A 15,538-nucleotide genomic window follows, 5' to 3' on the forward strand; every position below is an offset into this window, starting at 1 on the left:
TTGACAGGTCCGAACCGCTCCTGACGATCCCCGCCCATGATTTCCCTGGAAAGCATCCGCATCTTCCTGCGCTCGGCGGAGACGGGGAGCTTCTCGGCCGCCGGCCGCTCGCTGCGGCTGTCACCGTCGGTGGTGAGCTACCGGATCCAGACCCTGGAGGAGCATCTCGGCTGCCTCCTGCTCACCCGGACGACGCGGCGCATGAGCCTCACGGAGGCCGGCCGGATCTTCTACGACCGCTGCCTCGACATCACCGCGGCGGTCGAGCAGGCGGAGAAGAGCGTCGAGACCGCGGGCGCGGTGCCGCGCGGGGTGCTGAAGGTGACGGCGCCGCTCGGTCTCGGCCGCCGGGTCGTCGCGCCGCTCGTGCCGCGCTTCCGCGCCCGCCACGGCGAGACCGATGTCCGCCTGCGCCTGTCGGAGCACCTCCTCGACCTCGTGCAGGAGGCGGTCGACGTCGCGGTCCGCCTGTCGCAGATGCGCGATTCCACCTTCACCCTGCGGAAGGTCGCGGAGATCGAGCGGGTCCTGTGCGCGGCGCCGGCCTACCTGGCCGGGCACCCCGCGCCCGCCGAGCCGGCGGACCTGCTGCAGCACGCTTGCCTGCTGCTGCGCTATCCCGGCGCCGAGCAGTTCCGCTGGACGCTGGTCGACGGCCAGGAGACCGTGACCCTGCCGGTCTCGGGGCACATCGACGCCGACGACGGCGACACGCTCACCGCCTGGGCGCTGGCCGGCGAGGGCATCGTCCTGAAGCCGCTGTTCGAGGTCGCGGCGCACCTCGCCGAGGGCCGGCTCGTCCCGGTCCTGGAGCACACCCCGCCGACCAGCGTGACGCTCGGCCTGCTCTACCCGTCCCGCAAGATGCTGTCGGCCCGGACCAAGACCTTCGTCGACATGACGCACGAGGCCCTGCGCCAGCACGTGAGCGAGCAGCTCGCCCTGGTCGGCGGCCGGGCCGTCTGACGCCGGCGCCTCAGGCCGCGACGAGGGCCTCCAGGCGCAGGGCGGCGATCCGTCCGACCTGCCGCAGGGCCTCGGCCCGCTCGGTCTCCGGCGGGTTGCCGAGCCGCTGCTCCAGCCGGGCGAGGATCGCGTCGCGGTCGAGGCCCCGGACCGCGATGATGAACGGGAAGCCGAAGCGCTCGGCATAGGCCCGGTTGAGGTCCTGCAGCCGCGCCATTGCGGGGGAGGGGCCGCCCAGCAATCCGCTTCCCGCCTGCTCGCGGCTGGAATGCGCGGTGAGCTCGCCGCGCTGGGCGGCCCGCCCGGCGAGTTCGGGATGCGCCCGCAGCAGGGCGAGCTGGCGGACCGGGTCGGCGCCGGCCACCGTCGCCTCCATCGCCGCGTGCAGGTCCGCGCGCCCCGCGAAGGGCCCGCGGTCGAAGGCCGCCTCGGGGACCCAGGGGGAGTGCTCGTAGACCTCGGCGAGAAGGTCCACGAAGGCGTCGCGCGCGAGCGCGTTGAGCGCGGCGATGGTGATCACGGAATCGTCCTTTCCGGGGTCGGTCCCGCCGCCGGGGCGCCGGGAGGATGGTGGGCCGCCCAGTGCCGGGCGATGTCGATCCGCCGGGTCACCCAGACGGCGGGACGGGCCAGGACGTGGTCGAGGAACCGGGCGAGGGCCGGCAGGCGGGCGGGACGTCCGACGAGGCGGCAATGCAGCCCGATCGACAGCATCTTCGGGGCGCCCGCCCCCTCCTCGTAGAGGCAGTCGAAGGCGTCGCGCAGGTGCGCGAAGAACTGCTCGCCCGACGGGAAGCCGCCGGGGATCGAGAAGCGCATGTCGTTGGTGTCGAGGGTGTAGGGCACCACGAGGTGGTCCCGGCCGGCGACGCGGACCCAGTAGGGCAGGTCGTCGGCGTAGCTGTCCGAATCGTAGAGGAAGCCGCCCTGCTCGACCACGAGCCGCCGGGTGTTCGGGCTGTCGCGGCCGGTGTACCAGCCGAGCGGCGTCTCGCCGGTCAGGCTCCGGATCGTCTCGACCGCGCGGGCGAGGTGCTCCCGCTCGATCGCCTCCGGGACGTCCTGGTAGGGCAGCCAGCGCCAGCCGTGGCCGGCGATCTCGTGGCCGTCGCGGAGAAAGGCCTCCACGGCGGCCGGATTGCGGGCGAGCGCCTGCGCGACGCCGAAGACCGTGAGGGGCACGCCGCGCTCGCGGAACAGGCGCAGGATCCGCCAGACGCCCGCGCGCGCGCCGTACTCGTAGAGGCTCTCCATGCTCATGTGCCGCGCGGGGAAGGGTGTGGCCCCGGCGATCTCGGAGAGGAAGATCTCGGCGTGGGGGTCGCCGTCGAGGACGGAGCGCTCGCCGCCCTCCTCGTAGTTCAGCACGAACTGGACGGCGACCCGGGCGCCGCCGGGCCAGCGGGCGTCGGGGGGCGCCTCGCCGTAGCCGACGAAGTCGCGCGGGGGGCCGTCTGTATCCGGTGCGGTCACGGGCGGGATCCTGCGTTGGCGCGGAAGCGGGGTCGGACGGTTATCGCGCGGCGAGCCAGCGGGCGAGCGCCGCGCGCTCCTCGGGCTGCATGTCGGTGATGTTGTTCGGCGGCATCGCGTGGGTCAGGACGGCCTGCAGGCGGATGGCCGGCGCGAAGCGCGCGACGTGCTCGGGGCTGTCGAGGAGCACGCCCTTGGGCGGGCTCGTCAGGCCCGGCCACAGCGGCTCGGCGGCGTGGCACATGGCGCAGCGCGTCCCGACCACGGCCATCACGGCGTCGTCGACCGCGGGGCCCGCGAGCGCGCCCGTCCCGGCCGCCGCGAGGCTGATCGCCGGGGCCGGGGCCGGGGCCGGGGCCGGGGCCGGGGCCGCCTCGGCGGCGGCCGACAGGCCGATCCGCTCGCGGGCGCCCGGCGACGAGGCGACGCTGATCGCGACCGCCACCGCCACGCAGGCCGTCGCGACGCCCCAGGTCCACCAGCGGTCGCCCCCGCCGGCGTTGCGCACGTTGAAGTAGTGGCGGACGACGCCGCCCGCGATCACCACGAGGCCGACGATGGTCCAGCTGTAGGGCGAGGACCACGCCATCGGGTAGTGGCCGGACAGCATGAAGAACAGCACCGGCAGCGTCAGGTAGTTGTTGTGGGACGAGCGGTTCTTCGCCTGCTTGCCCCAGGCGGGGTTCGGGACCCGGCCCGCGACCAGCTCGGCGATCGCCTTGCGCTGGTTGGGCATGATGACGAGGAACACGTTGCCGGTCATCCAGGTCGCGATCACCGCGCCCGTGTGCAGCATCGCGGCCCGGCCGGAGAAGACCTGCTGGAAGCCGTACGCGAAGGCGACGACCGTGAGGAACACGGCGGTCGCGAGCAGCGGCGGCCGGTTGGCCAGGGGCGAGCGGTTGAGCCCGTCATAGATCAGCCAGCCGAGGGCGAGGGCGCCGAGGCCGATGGCCGCCCCGGTCATCGGCGTGATCACGCGGACCGCCGGATCGATCAGGTAGAGGTCGGCCTGACCGTAATAGACCCAGCACAGCAGCGAGAAGCCCGACAGCCAGGTCGCGTAGGATTGCCATTTGTGCCAGATCAGGTGCTCCGGCATCCGGTCGGGCGCGACGAGATACTTGCGCACCTGGTAGAAGCCGCCGCCGTGCACCTCCCAGGCCTCGCCGCCCTTGCCGGTCGGGATTGCCGGAATGGCGCGCAAGCTGGCGTCGAGATGCATGAAGTAGAACGACGCGCCGATCCAGGCGATCGCGGCGACGACGTGGGTCCATCGAATGAGGAACCCGCCCCATTCGTGCAGGATCGGATACATGGGACGGATCCTCCGCGATCTGTCGTGGGGCCGGGTTCGGCCTCGATCGCGGCTCGTGGTTCGGCCCGAGCCGCTGCCCCGGGTGTGCCCGGAACCGAGGCCGGCAGCGACCCGCCCCGGCGCCAAGGACCTTCAAAATCGTTCGGAAAATGCCGGGCGCTTTCCGGGTTGTCCGAGCCCCCCGCCCCGTGCTCGTCTCCACCGTCTCCTTCGGCCCGACAGACCTTCGCCCGCCTCGGGCCGCGGGCGCGGGCCTTTCCGTCCGGGAGGACGCCGATGGGCCATCTTTCGACACACGTCCTCGACACGGCCGCCGGCAAGCCGGCGGCCGGGGTCACCGTCGAGCTCCGGCGCCTCGCCGGGGACGGCACCGGGGAGACCGTCGCGTCGGCCACGACCAACGGCGACGGGCGGACCGACGCCCCCCTGCTCGCGGGCGACGCCCTGACGCCCGGGACCTACGAGCTCGTCTTCGCCGTCGGCGCCTATTTCGCCGGGACGGGTGCCGGCGCCGAGCGGCCGTTCCTCGACCGCGTGCCGGTGCGCTTCTGCGTCTCGGACCCGGACGCCAAGTATCACGTCCCGCTGCTCATCACGCCGTGGAGCTACTCCACCTATCGCGGGAGCTGACACGGGATCGGCCGGCATCGGCCCGGGCGGAGCTTGCCGGAGCGCCGGACCTCAGCCTTCCGGCCGCGCTCCGGCGGCGCGACCGGTCGCCTCCCGGGGCGAGTGGCCGAACAGCGCCTTGTAGGCCCGGCTGAACGCCGCCTCCGACTCGTATCCGACGCGCAGGCCGATCTCGCCGACGCGGGCGTCGCCCGCGGCGAGCATGTCCCGCGCGAGGTTCAGGCGCCACTCGTTCTGGTAGCGCAGGGGTGAGCGACCGACGAGCGCGTTGAACCGCTCGCAGAAGCTCGACCGCGACATTCCGGCGACGTCCGACAGGGCCTCCACGCTCCAGCGCTGCAGCGGCCTCTCGTGCATGATCTTGAGGGCGCGGGCGATGCGGGGATCGGCCAGGCCGGCCAGCCACCCCGACGTCCGGCCGAGATGAACCCAGGTCCGCAGCGTGCGGATGACCGCGAGGTCGATGATGCGCGAGATCATCAGGGCCGCGCCGGGTTCGGCGTCGGTCGTCTCGACCAGCAGGAAGTGCACGAGGCCGTCGAGCCATCCGGCGCCCTCCTCGCGCCGGATGCAGATGTGCCGCGGCAGGAGCGCGATCATGCTGCGGAGCGTGTAGGGATCGAACCAGAACCGGCAGGCGACGACGTCCGCGCCCTCCGCGGCGACCAACCGCCCGGTTCCGAGGCCGCGAGGCAGGAACAGCAGGTCGCCGGCGCCGACCGCGAGGGACTCGCCGTCGCCTTCGAGGATGAGGGCGCCCGCGATCACCACGAGGACGTGGCCTGCGCCGGCATCCAGATCCAGGCGCTCGCCCGGCGCGACCGGCCGGGACTCGACGCGGTCCCCGGTGAGGCGGATCTGCGCGAGCACGTGGGACAGCAGGTCACCGGACGCGGCGCTGCGCGGCCCGCCCTCCGGAAGATCGGTCAAGTTTTCCAGCGTTTCCGACATGGCTGGCGCCGGCTCCCGATCCTAAACGTGGGCCCATCGAAGCGCGTATTCGCTCGGCGCATCCGGATCTACAAAGCTATAAATCGGCATCTATCGTGTCCATCTACCTTGTTCACGAATAGATCCGGTCCGTCGAGCCGCGCTCAGTACACGAAGGAGCCGACGATGAGAACCGACCCGCAGCGCGATCGCGGTCCTGCCTTGCCCTGGCTCACCGCCTACTACTTCGTGCGTGCCGGCGTCGCCGCCGCCTGGGTGGCCGCCGCGCTCGGCCTCGGGCGAGGCATGCCGGCGGTCGCCGCGACGCTCTTGGTCGCCTATCCCGCCTGGGACGCGCTCGCCAACCTGGCCGACGCGCGGCACAACGGCGGCCTCGCGGGCAGTCCCAGCCAGGCCCTCAACGCGGCGATCAGCGCGGCGACCGCGATCGCGGTCGCGGTCGCCCTCGGACGGGGCCCGAACGCGGTGCTCGCGGTGTTCGGCGCCTGGGCCATCCTCTCGGGACTGCTCCAGCTTCTCACCGGCGCGCGCCGCTGGCGGGCCGGCGCCCAGTGGGCCATGGTCCTGAGCGGCGCGCAATCGGCGCTCGCCGGCGGCTTCTTCATCCGGCAGGCGGCCGGCGCCGCGGTCCCCGGGATCGTGGATGTCGCGCCCTACGCGGCGTTCGGCGCCTTCTATTTCCTCGTCTCCGCGGCCTGGCTGACGGCGACGCGCCTGCGGGACGCGTCGCGGGCCCGCGCCGCCTAGGCGCCGGTGCGGCCGGGCGGATCCGACCTCGATCATCGCCCCGGCCCCTCCGGACATCCGCACCGTCGTCCCCTCCCGACCGCCGTCGGACAGCAGAGGCCATGCTCCATGGGCGCGCGAACGAGCGTGAAGCCGCGGAGGAACGCGGTCGAGGCCTACCTCCACGTCCTGCACGCGCTGATGCTGCGCGACATGCGCACCCGCTTCGGCGCGTCGATGTGGGGCTACGGAGTCGTCGTTCTCTGGCCGTGCGTGCACGTCTTCGTGCTGATCACGATCTACACGGTTCAGAAGCTGCCCGCGCCGCTCGGCGACGACAGGGCCCTGTTCTTCGCCACGGGCGCCGTGCCCGTGCTCGTCTTCCAGTACATCTCGCGCGAAGTCATGAAGTCCGTGATCGTCAACCGGCCGCTGACCTACTACCCGCAGGTCAGGCTGTTCGACCTGGTGTTCTCCCGCGTGCTCGTCGAGATCGTGACCGGCTTCCTGGCCCTGCTGGTCGTGAGCGGTGTCCTGGTCGCGCTCGGCACGAACCCGGTCCCGGCGGACCCGCTGACGGCGGTGGGCGGCTACCTCGCCGCGATCGCGCTCGGGATCGGGATCGGCACGATCAACGTCGCGATCATCGGCTTCTTCCCCGGATGGCTGATCGGCTACGCCCTGTTCAGCATCATCCTCTACGTGTCCAGCGGCGTCCTCTTCCTGCCGAGCTACTTGCCGGAACGGCTGTACTACTGGGCCAAGTTCAATCCGGCCCTGCAGGTCGCGGAATGGATGAGGTCGGCCTACTACCCGGCTGCCGGACTGCAGGTCGACCATCTCTACGTCGTCGTGTTCGGCCTGACCGCGGCGTGTGTCGGCCTGGGCCTGGTCGTGCGCGGCGGCGGCCAGCTGCGAGGCTGAGCGGGGACGCGTCCGATCGGCCCGGGCGCGGAGGACGCGGCTCAGCCCGATCGCGCGTCCGACGACGGCGACGTCGCGCCGCCGCGGTGGGCGATCAGGTCGATCTCGACCAGGGCGTCGTAGGCGAGCCCGGTCGTGCCCACGCAGGTGCGGGCCGGCAGCCGGTCGGGCGGGAAGAAGGATCTGTAGGTGGCGTTGAAGGCGGCGTAGTCGCGCTTGAACTCGGTCAGGAACGCGCGCGCGACGACGACGTTCTCGAGGCCGAGGCCGAGGCCGGCCAGGACCGTCGCGAGATTGGCCATCACGTTGCGGGTCTGCGCCTCGATCCCGTCGGGCAGGACGCCGGGCCTGTCCGGCGTGTCGGGCATCTGACCCGTGACGAAGACGAAGCCGTCGACCTCGACCGCGTGGCTGAAGGGGGCGACCGGCTGCGGCCCTCCGGAGACCATGTGGAACAGCATGGCCGACGAGGCGGACTGGGGTTGCGGCACCGCGATCTCCCTTGCGACGGGCGCGACCCGCCCGATCTCCGTGATCCAGGTCCGCGACCGTAGGGTCACGATCAGGCCGGGGATAGTGTCGGATGCGGCGGTCCGATCCGGTCCGCGCCATGCCCGGTGGAGAGGGTCAGAAGAAGCGCCGAATCTCCTCCGCGATCGCGTCGCCGTCCGTCTCCAGGGCGAAGTGCCCGGCGTCGAGGAAGGTGACGCGCGCCTCCGGGATGTCGCGCCGGAACGCCTCGGCGCCGGGCGGGATGAAGAACGCGTCGTTGCGCCCCCAGACGGCGAGGAGCTTCGGGCGACGCGCGCGGAAGAAGGCCTGGATCAGCGGGTAACGCTCGAGATTGCGCTTGTAGTCGAGCTTGAGCGTGACCTGCCGGTCGGCATTGCCCGGCCGCGCCAGGATGGCCGCGTCGAGCGTGTAGGCCTCGGGCTCGATGCGGGACGGGTCGGGCACACCCTGGACGTAGGCGGCCCTGACGCCGTCGAGGGTCATGCGGGCGCGGATCGCCGCGACGGCGGCCGCGTTCGGCGCGGCCCAGTAGGCCCGCAGCGGCGCCCAGGCCGCGTCGCCGAGCCCGTCGAGATAGGCGTTGCCGTTCTGGGACACGATGCCGGCGACGCGGTCGGGATGGGCGAGCGCCAGATCCCATCCGACCGGCGCCCCGTAATCGAACGTGTAGAGGATGTAGCGGTCGAGGCCGAGCGCGCCGACGAACGCCTCCGTCGTGCGCGACAGCGACGCGAAGTCGTAGACGTAGGCGCGATCCTCCGGGACGTGCGTGAACCCGAAGGAAGGCAGGTCCGGCGCGATCAGGCGGAAGCGATCGGCCAGCCTCGGCATGAGGTGCCGGAAGTAGAAGGACGAGTTGGCGAAGCCGTGCAGCAGCAGGATGACCGGGGCGTCGGGACGACCGGCCTCCCGGTAGAAGACGTCCACGCCGTCGGCCCGGACCGTGCCGTGGCGGACCTCTCCGGCCCGCGCGGGGTGGACCTCCGCCCGCACGGTGCCCGACGCCGCCGCGCCCGTCGCCAGCACGCCGCCGGCGAGCACACGCCGCCGCGTCGCGCCGGCCGGTCCGCGCCCCGTCATCTCGTCTCCGTGCGTGTGTCGCATCATGGCGCGCCTCATCCTGGCGGGACGGCATGCGTCGGGATCGTCACCGCCGGGTCGGACGGCGCGACCGTCGTGCGGGACGGCGATCCGCCTGGCCGGGCCGCGGCCCGGACGCGCGAACCCGACGGCGCGACCATGATGCAGGGACGCGGCGCGCTCCGGAACAGCGAGTCGTCGCAATTCACCATTCCCTGCCGTGAAACGGTCGACGGCCGGCGCGGCGGCGACCGCGGGCTTCCCGACGGTCTGACGCGCCGCCCCGGCGCTAGAGGCCGAGGTTGCGGCCCGGATGCGCGTCGGCGAGCTTGGCCCGGCGGACGTAGCCCCGCATCGTCTTGAGATCCCGGTGGCGGGAATGCGCCATGATCTCCTCGTCGCGCGATCCGCGCCTGTACGCCTCGGTGATGAAGCCCGCGCGGAACCCGTGGGCGGAGATGCGCTCGCGGGGTCCGGCGACGAGGCCGGCTTCCGCCGCGCGCTTCTGAACGATGCGGCCCACCGAGTCCGGATGCAGCCCGTCGTCCATCACGGTGCCGTCCGCCCGGACCGCCCGGAAGACGTAGCCGTCGGCCGGCGCCGCCTGCAGCCAGCGCCGGAGCGCGGCAACCGGACAGGTCGCGGGGCTCCCGCCTGCCAGAACGGTCACGACCGTGCCCTCGCCGTCCTGATCACCTTTCGAGTGCGGCAGGAAGACATCGACGGCGCCGTCCCGGAACGCGAGATCTTCGCGGCGGATCCGCGCGACCTCGGAGCGCCGGAACGCGCCGGCGAAGCTCAACAGGAACAGGGCGCGGTCCCGGAGCGCGGCCACCGTCCCTTCGCAAGCGGCGACGATCCGGAGCGTTTCGGGCACGCCGAGCGCGGCGGCCTGCTTCTTCGGCCTGCCGTAGCGCCGGAACATCCCGCGCAGCGCCGCCCGGACGGCCGGATGCGCCGGGATCCACGGCAACCCCTGGAGCTTGTGCGCCTGACCGATCGTGACGAGCCGACGCTCGATCGTCGCGCGCTTGTGGGTCTCGGCCATGGAGGTGAGGTAGCTCGCCACCTGCTCGGGACCCGCGGGGAGGGGCGCGAGATCGTGGCCGCTGCACCAGCGCGCGTAGTGCTGCCAGTCGGCGCGGTAGGCCCGACGGGAATTCTCCGAGAGCGCCTCGTCGGCGAAGGCGCGGGCGCGGGCGGCAAGCGTGGCGGGCAGCGTCATGGCTCTCTCCCTCGGTCGCGCCTGAGCGTGGCGCTACGTCTGATAAGAAAGGGTTATCAGACGCTGGCCGATGCGGCGCGGCCCGGGCCTCCCCACTCGTGGAGGAGGGTGGGCTGCGTGCCTCGCGAACGGTCCACGAGCGGAGAGGACATCCGCGCTCCGCGGCAGGTCGAGAACGGCGCGCGATGGCGCGGATCTGCGGGCCGGCATCACCCGCTGCGGCGAGTCGGAGCGTCCAGCGGAACCGTGTGATCGGGTCGGGGGTGGCGCCCCCTCGCCTCCGCATCCGGGCAGACGGTCCGCCAACGGTCCGAGCCAGCCGCCCGGCCCGCCGGCAATGCTTCTCCGGTTCGTCCGGATGGTCACCCTTCGGCAGCGTCGCTGCGCCCGGGGCGAGACGTTGGAACACCGCCGCGGGATGTGTCCGAGATTGCGGTCACGCGCTCGACGAAAGTTCATCCAGTGGTTGTGAAGCACGCCGCGGAACTTTAATCCCGGACGAGCGCGGTTTTTATTGATCGCGCTCCGATACCGAGCGCGCAACCTCAAATCACTATTGGATATCCTCGGCAAGAAGACCGCGATCATTAACCTGTATTTAGTTTTGCACCCGCATCTTGGCTCAAATCTCTCCGCAGCGAGCAAGCTGCGGAGCTCTCTGCGATCCTGAACACTGGAGGGGACGTCATGGGTCGGTTTCGCAATTTGCGATTGGGCACCAAGATCGCGATACCGGCCGCCCTACTGCTCGCGACCGCCGTCGGCATCGTCTTCTTCGCGCGGTCGGCGATCGACGAGCTCGAGAAGAACACCCAGCAGATCGTCGACGTGGCCGCCGTTCGCGCCGTCACAGCGCTGCAGATGGCGCTGGCCATGAGCAACGCGACGATCTCCGAGAAGAACATCATCATACAGACCGATGCGGCCACGATGGCTGCCGAGCGTCAGCACTTCCAGCGCGAGCGGACGCTCGCCTACGAGGCGATCGACCGCCTCATCGCCCTCGCGGACACCCCGGCTCGGCATTCGGCGAACGAAGCCATCAAGGCCGATATGGGCGCGTATTTCGCGGCGGCCGACCGTGCCATCGCCCTGGGCATGAAGAACGATGCCGAAGGGGCCCGGACGATCTCGGTCGACGAGGGCCGCCCCGCGCGGGCCAAAGTGCTGGAAGGCGTCCAGATGCGGACCGAGACGAACGCCAGGGAGCTCAGAGCCTCCAGGGACCACGCCGTCGCCGTCGCCGAGCAGATCAAGCTGACGCTCACGGTCATCGCCGCGTCGGGCCTTCTCGTCGCATTCGGGATCCTCGGCGGGATCGTGCTGTTCGGGATCAACCGGCCGCTGGCCAGCCTCGTCGGCGTGCTGCAGCGGATGGCCAGGGGCGAGGTCGACGCCGAGATCAAGGAGGCCGCCCGCGGCGACGAGATCGGTGCCGTCGGCAAGGCGGTCGAGGGCATCAAGGCCATGGTGGCCCAGAAGGCCGCCGAGCAGGCCGAGATCCGGCGCATTGCCGACGAGGCGGCGGCCGTCGAACGCAAGCGGACGATGGTCGAGCTCGCCGACGGTTTCGAGCGCGCGGTCGGCGGGATCATCGGCATGGTCTCGTCCTCGGCCACCGAGCTCCAGGCCACGGCGCAGACGATGACGGCGACGGCCACCGAGACGGCTGGCCGGTCGACCACCGTGGCGGCCGCGGCCGAGGAGGCCGCCAGCAACGTCAACACGGTCGCCGCCGCCGCCGAGGAACTCGGCTCCTCGGTTCAGGAGATCGGCCGGCAGGTCGACGGCTCGGCCGACATGGCGCGGGTGGCGGTCAACGAGGCCGACCAGACCGGCGCGCTGGTGCAGGAACTGAGCGCGTCGGTCGCGCGCATCGGCGACGTCGTCGGCATGATCTCGACCATCGCGGGACAGACCAACCTGCTCGCCCTGAATGCCACCATCGAGGCGGCCCGCGCGGGTGCCGCCGGCCGCGGCTTCGCGGTCGTGGCAACGGAGGTGAAGGCTCTGGCCGAGCAGACCGCCAAGGCCACCGAGGAGATCACCGGGCAGATCGCCCGGGTTCAGGCCTCCACCGGTCAGGCCGTATCGGCCATCGGGTCGATCACCGTGCGGATCCAGGAGATCAGCCACGTGGCCACCTCGATCGCCGCGGCCGTGGAGCAGCAGGGCGCGGCGACGCAGGAGATCGTCCGGAACGTCAGCCAGGCCGCGATGGGCACCGGCGAAGTGACCAGCAACATCGCCGGCGTGGCCGGCGCGGCCGAGGAGACGGGCGCCGCGGCGAGCCAGGTTCTGGGAGCGGCTTCCGAGCTGTCGCGCCAATCCGAGCATCTCGCTGCCGAGGTGGGGCGCTTCATGGCCACCGTCCGAGCCGCCTGATTCGGGGGCGACCCGCGACCCCCCGTCCGGCTCATCGCCGGACGGGGCCGTTTCAGGACCGAGATCCGCGAAGGCGGCTCTCGTCCGCCCTGAACCTTCTTCCCGCATCCGGCGTTGAAGACTTCAATCCATGATTGAGGTCCCGATGAAACACCGTACTCTCTTGCGTACTCTCTCGGCCGCTGCGCCGCTCGCGGCCGTCCTCGCCGGGACGGCCTACGCGCAGGCGCCGGCCACCGCGCCGGGCGCGCCGCCGACCTCCTCGGGCGTCGTCACGCCTCAATCGGGCGCGACCGGCGCGCCGGTCGCGGTGACGGGGTCGCCGACCGGGCAAGCCGCCGACACGCGTTCCAACAGCTCCTCAGCCGCGGGCAACGCCAACCAGCCGGAGCGCCCGTCGCCGCAGGGCGGCAGCGGTGGCAGCAGCCGATAGCCGTCGACGATCCGCCGGCACGGCCCCGGTCACGGCCCCGTTGCCGGCGGCCTCTCCCTGAACCGCTCGCGCCGCGCGGCGGCTGCGACACCGGCCATCGCGCTCGGGTCGCTCCGTCGCCGCGCGTCAGGCCTCGTCCTCGGCCGAGCCGGGCCAGGCCGGACCGTGACGCTCCTCGAGTTCGGCTCGGCCGGCTTCAGTGATGCGGTACTCGACGGTCTTCGTGTCCGGATCCGTCCGACCCGTCGCGAGAACCAGTCCCAGGACCTCCATGCGCCGCATGTAGCCGCTGACCTGATAGAAGCGGGCGCCGGTCTGCGCGAGGGTGCGGAGCCGGTAGAGGCTGCCGGGCGGGAGCTTGTACATCGCCCGCCACCGTATCGGTTGTCGGCCCGGACGTCAGTGGGGACAGGTCGGTTCGGCCGGCAGCCCCGCGGGTGCTGGACCGCCGCGCGATGCGCGCGGGTCGTTCACGCGAGGCGGGACGACGCGGCGGATCGGGCCGCGAGCGCCGTCAGGACCGTCCGCCCGTAAGCGGTGGTCGCGAGGCTCGCGCGGAGCTCGCGGTAGAGGTCGTCCCTCCCGAGGCGACAGTCGAGATCGGGGCGCGCCGCGAACCCGTCGAGTTCCTCGAGGATGAGCGCGGCGAAGTCGGCGGGCTCCAGCAGGCCCTCGGCGGCATCGAGGACGCCGTACTCCTCCAGGAATCCGCCACTCAGGGTGATCAGGCCATCCCTGTACCGGATCAGCGCGAAATAGACGCCGAACCGGATCATGGCCCGGTCGCGCCAGCCCGCCTCGGCGATGTAGGTCCTCATCATCACGTCGGTGGAGAAGACCTCGTGCTCCCCGTCGCGCTGGGCGAGGTAGTCGCGGAAGACGTCGTGGGCCGTCGGATCGAGGTGGAGCAGCGCCTGCATGGCCGGTGCCAGCGCACCCTGATCGTCCTCGGGCCCCCAGAGCTGGCGATACAGCTTCCTGGCCTCCACCACCCCCGGCTGGACCGCGAGATAAGTCGTGAGGAGTGCGCGCAGCGCCGGAACCACGGCAACGCGCTCGCGGGCGATGCGCGCGAAGAAGGCCGATTCCGTCATCGCCCGCCCGCCGACCTCGAAGGTCAACGCGAGCACGTCGCCCCGCAGGAGCTCTCCCAGATCCGCTCGGATCCGGCCGGTGAGCGCGTCCAGGGCTTCGGCGATGGCGGCGGCCGAGAACGCCGCGACGGTGACCACCGGCTGCGAGCGCGCCAGGAAGCGCCGGACCGCCGACGCGCTCGGGCCTGCCGACGGCCGGGGCCGATAGCCGTCCTCCTCCGGGGTGATCGTCCGGGCGGGCGCCGCGTCGGCGCACCGAGCGCGCGGGATGTAGACGGAGTCGCTGAAGAAGCGGATCTCGACCCGCTCCGCATCCGCCACGTCGGCGAAGGCGGAGACGGCCTTCGCGCCGTCGTAGCGCGCGAAGGAGAAGACGGGCGAGCGCGTGCCGTCCAGGCCGATGCGCTGGAAGTCCGTGGTCCGATCCCAGAAATACCCCGACTTGATCCAGAACGCCCGCTCGTCGGGCTCCCAGGCCACCTCGGTGATCGCGCGCGGAGGCTCGGAGCCGGGCCGCGCGACGAGCGTCGCCGCGCGGGCGACGGGCCCGGTCGTCCAGAGTTCGACGGCCTGTCCGAGGCGGGGAGGGCCGGCGTCACCCGTATCGGCCGCTGCCTCCGGTGGGCCCCCGCGCGGGACGGAGTGCGGCGTGACGGCGTAGCGGCCGCTGGGGCTGAACCAGTAGGGCCTCACCGCGTCCGGCAGCGGGTCGTAGCGCAGCGTCGCGCCGGCCCGTTCGAGCCGACACAGCCCGTAGGCCGACCCGCCCGGCCCGCACCGGAAGCCGATGAAGGCCAGTCGCCCTCCGGGATCCTCGAACAGGTCGCCGTGAATGGTCAGGATGGTCGGCCCGTCCGGGCGCGGCGGATAGGCTTCCTCGGGCGACAGGGACCCGACAGGGCCATCGGCATGCCAGACGAGCCCGCGCCCGTGCTGCAGGATCTCGAGATCCGACGCCCGCAGGACGACGATGTCGTCGAAGTACTGCTCGTCGTTCTTCGGTCCATGGCTCCGATAGACCGCGATCCGGTCGGCATCGCGGGTGACGAACAGCTTGTGATTGAAGGGTCCCTCGCCCGGCAGGCGGCGCCGCACGCGATCCCGGCCCGCCCGCCAGTCGATCAGGCAGATTTCCCCGTCATCGGACAGGCAGACCAGTCCCGCAGCGCCGACCAGGGCGGCGGCCCGGATCGAGTCCTGCGGAAAAGGCAGGATCATGCGCCACCGCCCGCCGTCTTCGACGGCCGCGACCGTGTTGTATCGCTGCTCAGTGCCGGTGATCGCCAAACGGGGCATGCACGATCCTCGTCAGCGCCGGAAGGTTCGGTCGACGGGCACGCCGCCCTCCGGGGACGCCCGATGGCCGCGGAGAGGGGAGGGCGCCGTGACCCGTATCTCCCCGTGCCTCGCACGGATCGAGGGGCGGGCGGTCGAGCCGGTCCTGCACCGTTGTCGAGATCCTGCCGACGCGTCCCGGACGCTTTCCCAAAGACTTCATCCATCTCGCGCAGCGCGCCGGCAGCATCCGTGCCGTCGGCTCCGGGTCCGGGTCCGGCCGGTGTTGCGCCGGAAGAGCACGGGGCTTGTCCATGTCTAGCGCCCTCGTATGGTACCCCGCGCTGCAGCGAACGTCACGGCGCGGCGATGAGCTAGTCCTCTGGACAGGGCTACCGGCTCCGACGATGCCATCGGACAGGTTTGGGCACCGTGGCTCTGTTCTGCTGGCTGCGGTTCGCATGACAGAGGGAGCGCCACCGTGAGGCAACGCCGGCGCGCGGCCGTACGGCCGCAGGGCGCGTGTGACAGGAATGAGGACGGGT

At 72.0% G+C, this 15,538-nt stretch carries 15 protein-coding genes; 6 read left to right on the top strand and 9 right to left on the bottom strand.

The window, feature by feature from the left end:
* Nucleotides 1-36 precede the first annotated feature (36 nt).
* Nucleotides 37-966, top strand: a complete 930-nt coding sequence (locus tag ACLBX8_RS10975; protein WP_447699289.1) for a LysR family transcriptional regulator — start codon at nt 37-39, stop codon at nt 964-966.
* A 10-nt stretch (nt 967-976) separates the two neighbouring features.
* On the opposite strand, the gene uraD is transcribed toward ACLBX8_RS10975, so the two are convergent.
* The 3 genes from uraD to ACLBX8_RS10990 are packed head-to-tail and all read right to left on the bottom strand — an operon-like array spanning nt 977 to nt 3,757.
* Entirely contained in the window at nt 977-1,486 is a 510-nt protein-coding gene (gene uraD, locus ACLBX8_RS10980; RefSeq protein WP_447699288.1) for a 2-oxo-4-hydroxy-4-carboxy-5-ureidoimidazoline decarboxylase, read from the bottom strand.
* On the bottom strand, nt 1,483-2,439 hold the full coding sequence (puuE, locus tag ACLBX8_RS10985) for an allantoinase PuuE (RefSeq protein ID WP_132368692.1): 957 nt from the start codon (nt 2,437-2,439) through the stop codon (nt 1,483-1,485). Before puuE ends, uraD begins: the two co-directional genes overlap by 4 nt.
* A 40-nt stretch (nt 2,440-2,479) precedes the next feature.
* A complete protein-coding gene (locus ACLBX8_RS10990) occupies nt 2,480-3,757 on the bottom strand; it encodes a urate hydroxylase PuuD (RefSeq protein WP_447715098.1) in 1,278 nt (425 codons plus the stop codon).
* A gap of 276 nt (nt 3,758-4,033) precedes the next feature.
* On the opposite strand from ACLBX8_RS10990, the gene uraH reads away from it, so the two are divergent.
* Nucleotides 4,034-4,387 carry a hydroxyisourate hydrolase gene (uraH, locus tag ACLBX8_RS10995; RefSeq protein WP_447699286.1) on the top strand — a complete coding sequence of 118 codons (354 nt, stop codon included), beginning with the start codon at nt 4,034-4,036 and terminating at the stop codon, nt 4,385-4,387.
* Between the two features lie 51 nt (nt 4,388-4,438).
* Here uraH and ACLBX8_RS11000 read toward each other — a convergent pair whose 3' ends face one another.
* Nucleotides 4,439-5,338, bottom strand: coding sequence for an AraC family transcriptional regulator (locus ACLBX8_RS11000; protein WP_447699285.1), 900 nt, complete (start codon nt 5,336-5,338; stop codon nt 4,439-4,441).
* 165 nt (nt 5,339-5,503) lie between these two features.
* Between ACLBX8_RS11000 and ACLBX8_RS11005 the strand changes: the two genes are divergently transcribed.
* Together ACLBX8_RS11005 and ACLBX8_RS11010 are read left to right on the top strand one after the other, a co-directional pair.
* Complete coding sequence (locus ACLBX8_RS11005; RefSeq protein WP_447699284.1) at nt 5,504-6,085, top strand: DUF308 domain-containing protein; 582 nt, start codon at nt 5,504-5,506, stop codon at nt 6,083-6,085.
* Between the two features lie 108 nt (nt 6,086-6,193).
* A complete protein-coding gene (locus tag ACLBX8_RS11010) occupies nt 6,194-6,988 on the top strand; it encodes an ABC transporter permease (RefSeq protein ID WP_020094533.1) in 795 nt (264 codons plus the stop codon).
* A 41-nt stretch (nt 6,989-7,029) separates the two neighbouring features.
* On the opposite strand, the gene ACLBX8_RS11015 is transcribed toward ACLBX8_RS11010, so the two are convergent.
* The 3 genes from ACLBX8_RS11015 to ACLBX8_RS11025 all read right to left on the bottom strand — a co-directional run bounded on the left by ACLBX8_RS11015 (nt 7,030) and on the right by ACLBX8_RS11025 (nt 9,806).
* Nucleotides 7,030-7,449, bottom strand: a complete 420-nt coding sequence (locus ACLBX8_RS11015; protein WP_026605155.1) for a RidA family protein — start codon at nt 7,447-7,449, stop codon at nt 7,030-7,032.
* A 166-nt stretch (nt 7,450-7,615) separates the two neighbouring features.
* Complete coding sequence (locus ACLBX8_RS11020) at nt 7,616-8,581, bottom strand: alpha/beta fold hydrolase (protein ID WP_447699283.1); 966 nt, start codon at nt 8,579-8,581, stop codon at nt 7,616-7,618.
* A 289-nt stretch (nt 8,582-8,870) separates the two neighbouring features.
* Nucleotides 8,871-9,806 (bottom strand): site-specific integrase, encoded by a 936-nt coding sequence (locus ACLBX8_RS11025; RefSeq protein WP_447682300.1) that lies wholly within the window; start codon nt 9,804-9,806, stop codon nt 8,871-8,873.
* A gap of 687 nt (nt 9,807-10,493) precedes the next feature.
* Between ACLBX8_RS11025 and ACLBX8_RS11030 the strand changes: the two genes are divergently transcribed.
* Complete coding sequence (locus tag ACLBX8_RS11030) at nt 10,494-12,191, top strand: methyl-accepting chemotaxis protein (protein WP_447699282.1); 1,698 nt, start codon at nt 10,494-10,496, stop codon at nt 12,189-12,191.
* A 130-nt stretch (nt 12,192-12,321) separates the two neighbouring features.
* The gene (locus tag ACLBX8_RS11035) at nt 12,322-12,624 is read left to right on the top strand and encodes a hypothetical protein (protein ID WP_447699281.1); all 303 of its coding nucleotides are present in this window, start codon (nt 12,322-12,324) and stop codon (nt 12,622-12,624) included.
* Between the two features lie 126 nt (nt 12,625-12,750).
* Here ACLBX8_RS11035 and ACLBX8_RS11040 read toward each other — a convergent pair whose 3' ends face one another.
* Together ACLBX8_RS11040 and ACLBX8_RS11045 are read right to left on the bottom strand one after the other, a co-directional pair.
* Nucleotides 12,751-12,990 (bottom strand): hypothetical protein, encoded by a 240-nt coding sequence (locus ACLBX8_RS11040; RefSeq protein ID WP_042674370.1) that lies wholly within the window; start codon nt 12,988-12,990, stop codon nt 12,751-12,753.
* Between the two features lie 104 nt (nt 12,991-13,094).
* Complete coding sequence (locus ACLBX8_RS11045; protein ID WP_447715099.1) at nt 13,095-14,936, bottom strand: hypothetical protein; 1,842 nt, start codon at nt 14,934-14,936, stop codon at nt 13,095-13,097.
* Nucleotides 14,937-15,538: the final 602 nt, after the last annotated feature.

The organism is Methylobacterium sp. D48H (assembly GCF_053345715.1).

What these genes read in the sequence shown, in the direction of transcription:
- ACLBX8_RS10975 (WP_447699289.1), top strand. Translation starts at nt 37, where the DNA reads ATGATTTCCCTGGAAAGCATCCGCATCTTCCTGCGCTCGGCGGAGACG.
- ACLBX8_RS10990 (WP_447715098.1), bottom strand. Translation starts at nt 3,757, where the DNA reads ATGTATCCGATCCTGCACGAATGGGGCGGGTTCCTCATTCGATGGACC.
- uraH (WP_447699286.1), top strand. Translation starts at nt 4,034, where the DNA reads ATGGGCCATCTTTCGACACACGTCCTCGACACGGCCGCCGGCAAGCCG.
- ACLBX8_RS11000 (WP_447699285.1), bottom strand. Translation starts at nt 5,338, where the DNA reads ATGTCGGAAACGCTGGAAAACTTGACCGATCTTCCGGAGGGCGGGCCG.
- ACLBX8_RS11005 (WP_447699284.1), top strand. Translation starts at nt 5,504, where the DNA reads ATGAGAACCGACCCGCAGCGCGATCGCGGTCCTGCCTTGCCCTGGCTC.
- ACLBX8_RS11010 (WP_020094533.1), top strand. Translation starts at nt 6,194, where the DNA reads ATGGGCGCGCGAACGAGCGTGAAGCCGCGGAGGAACGCGGTCGAGGCC.
- ACLBX8_RS11015 (WP_026605155.1), bottom strand. Translation starts at nt 7,449, where the DNA reads ATGCTGTTCCACATGGTCTCCGGAGGGCCGCAGCCGGTCGCCCCCTTC.
- ACLBX8_RS11020 (WP_447699283.1), bottom strand. Translation starts at nt 8,581, where the DNA reads ATGACGGGGCGCGGACCGGCCGGCGCGACGCGGCGGCGTGTGCTCGCC.
- ACLBX8_RS11025 (WP_447682300.1), bottom strand. Translation starts at nt 9,806, where the DNA reads ATGACGCTGCCCGCCACGCTTGCCGCCCGCGCCCGCGCCTTCGCCGAC.
- ACLBX8_RS11030 (WP_447699282.1), top strand. Translation starts at nt 10,494, where the DNA reads ATGGGTCGGTTTCGCAATTTGCGATTGGGCACCAAGATCGCGATACCG.
- ACLBX8_RS11035 (WP_447699281.1), top strand. Translation starts at nt 12,322, where the DNA reads ATGATTGAGGTCCCGATGAAACACCGTACTCTCTTGCGTACTCTCTCG.
- ACLBX8_RS11040 (WP_042674370.1), bottom strand. Translation starts at nt 12,990, where the DNA reads ATGTACAAGCTCCCGCCCGGCAGCCTCTACCGGCTCCGCACCCTCGCG.
- ACLBX8_RS11045 (WP_447715099.1), bottom strand. Translation starts at nt 14,936, where the DNA reads ATGATCCTGCCTTTTCCGCAGGACTCGATCCGGGCCGCCGCCCTGGTC.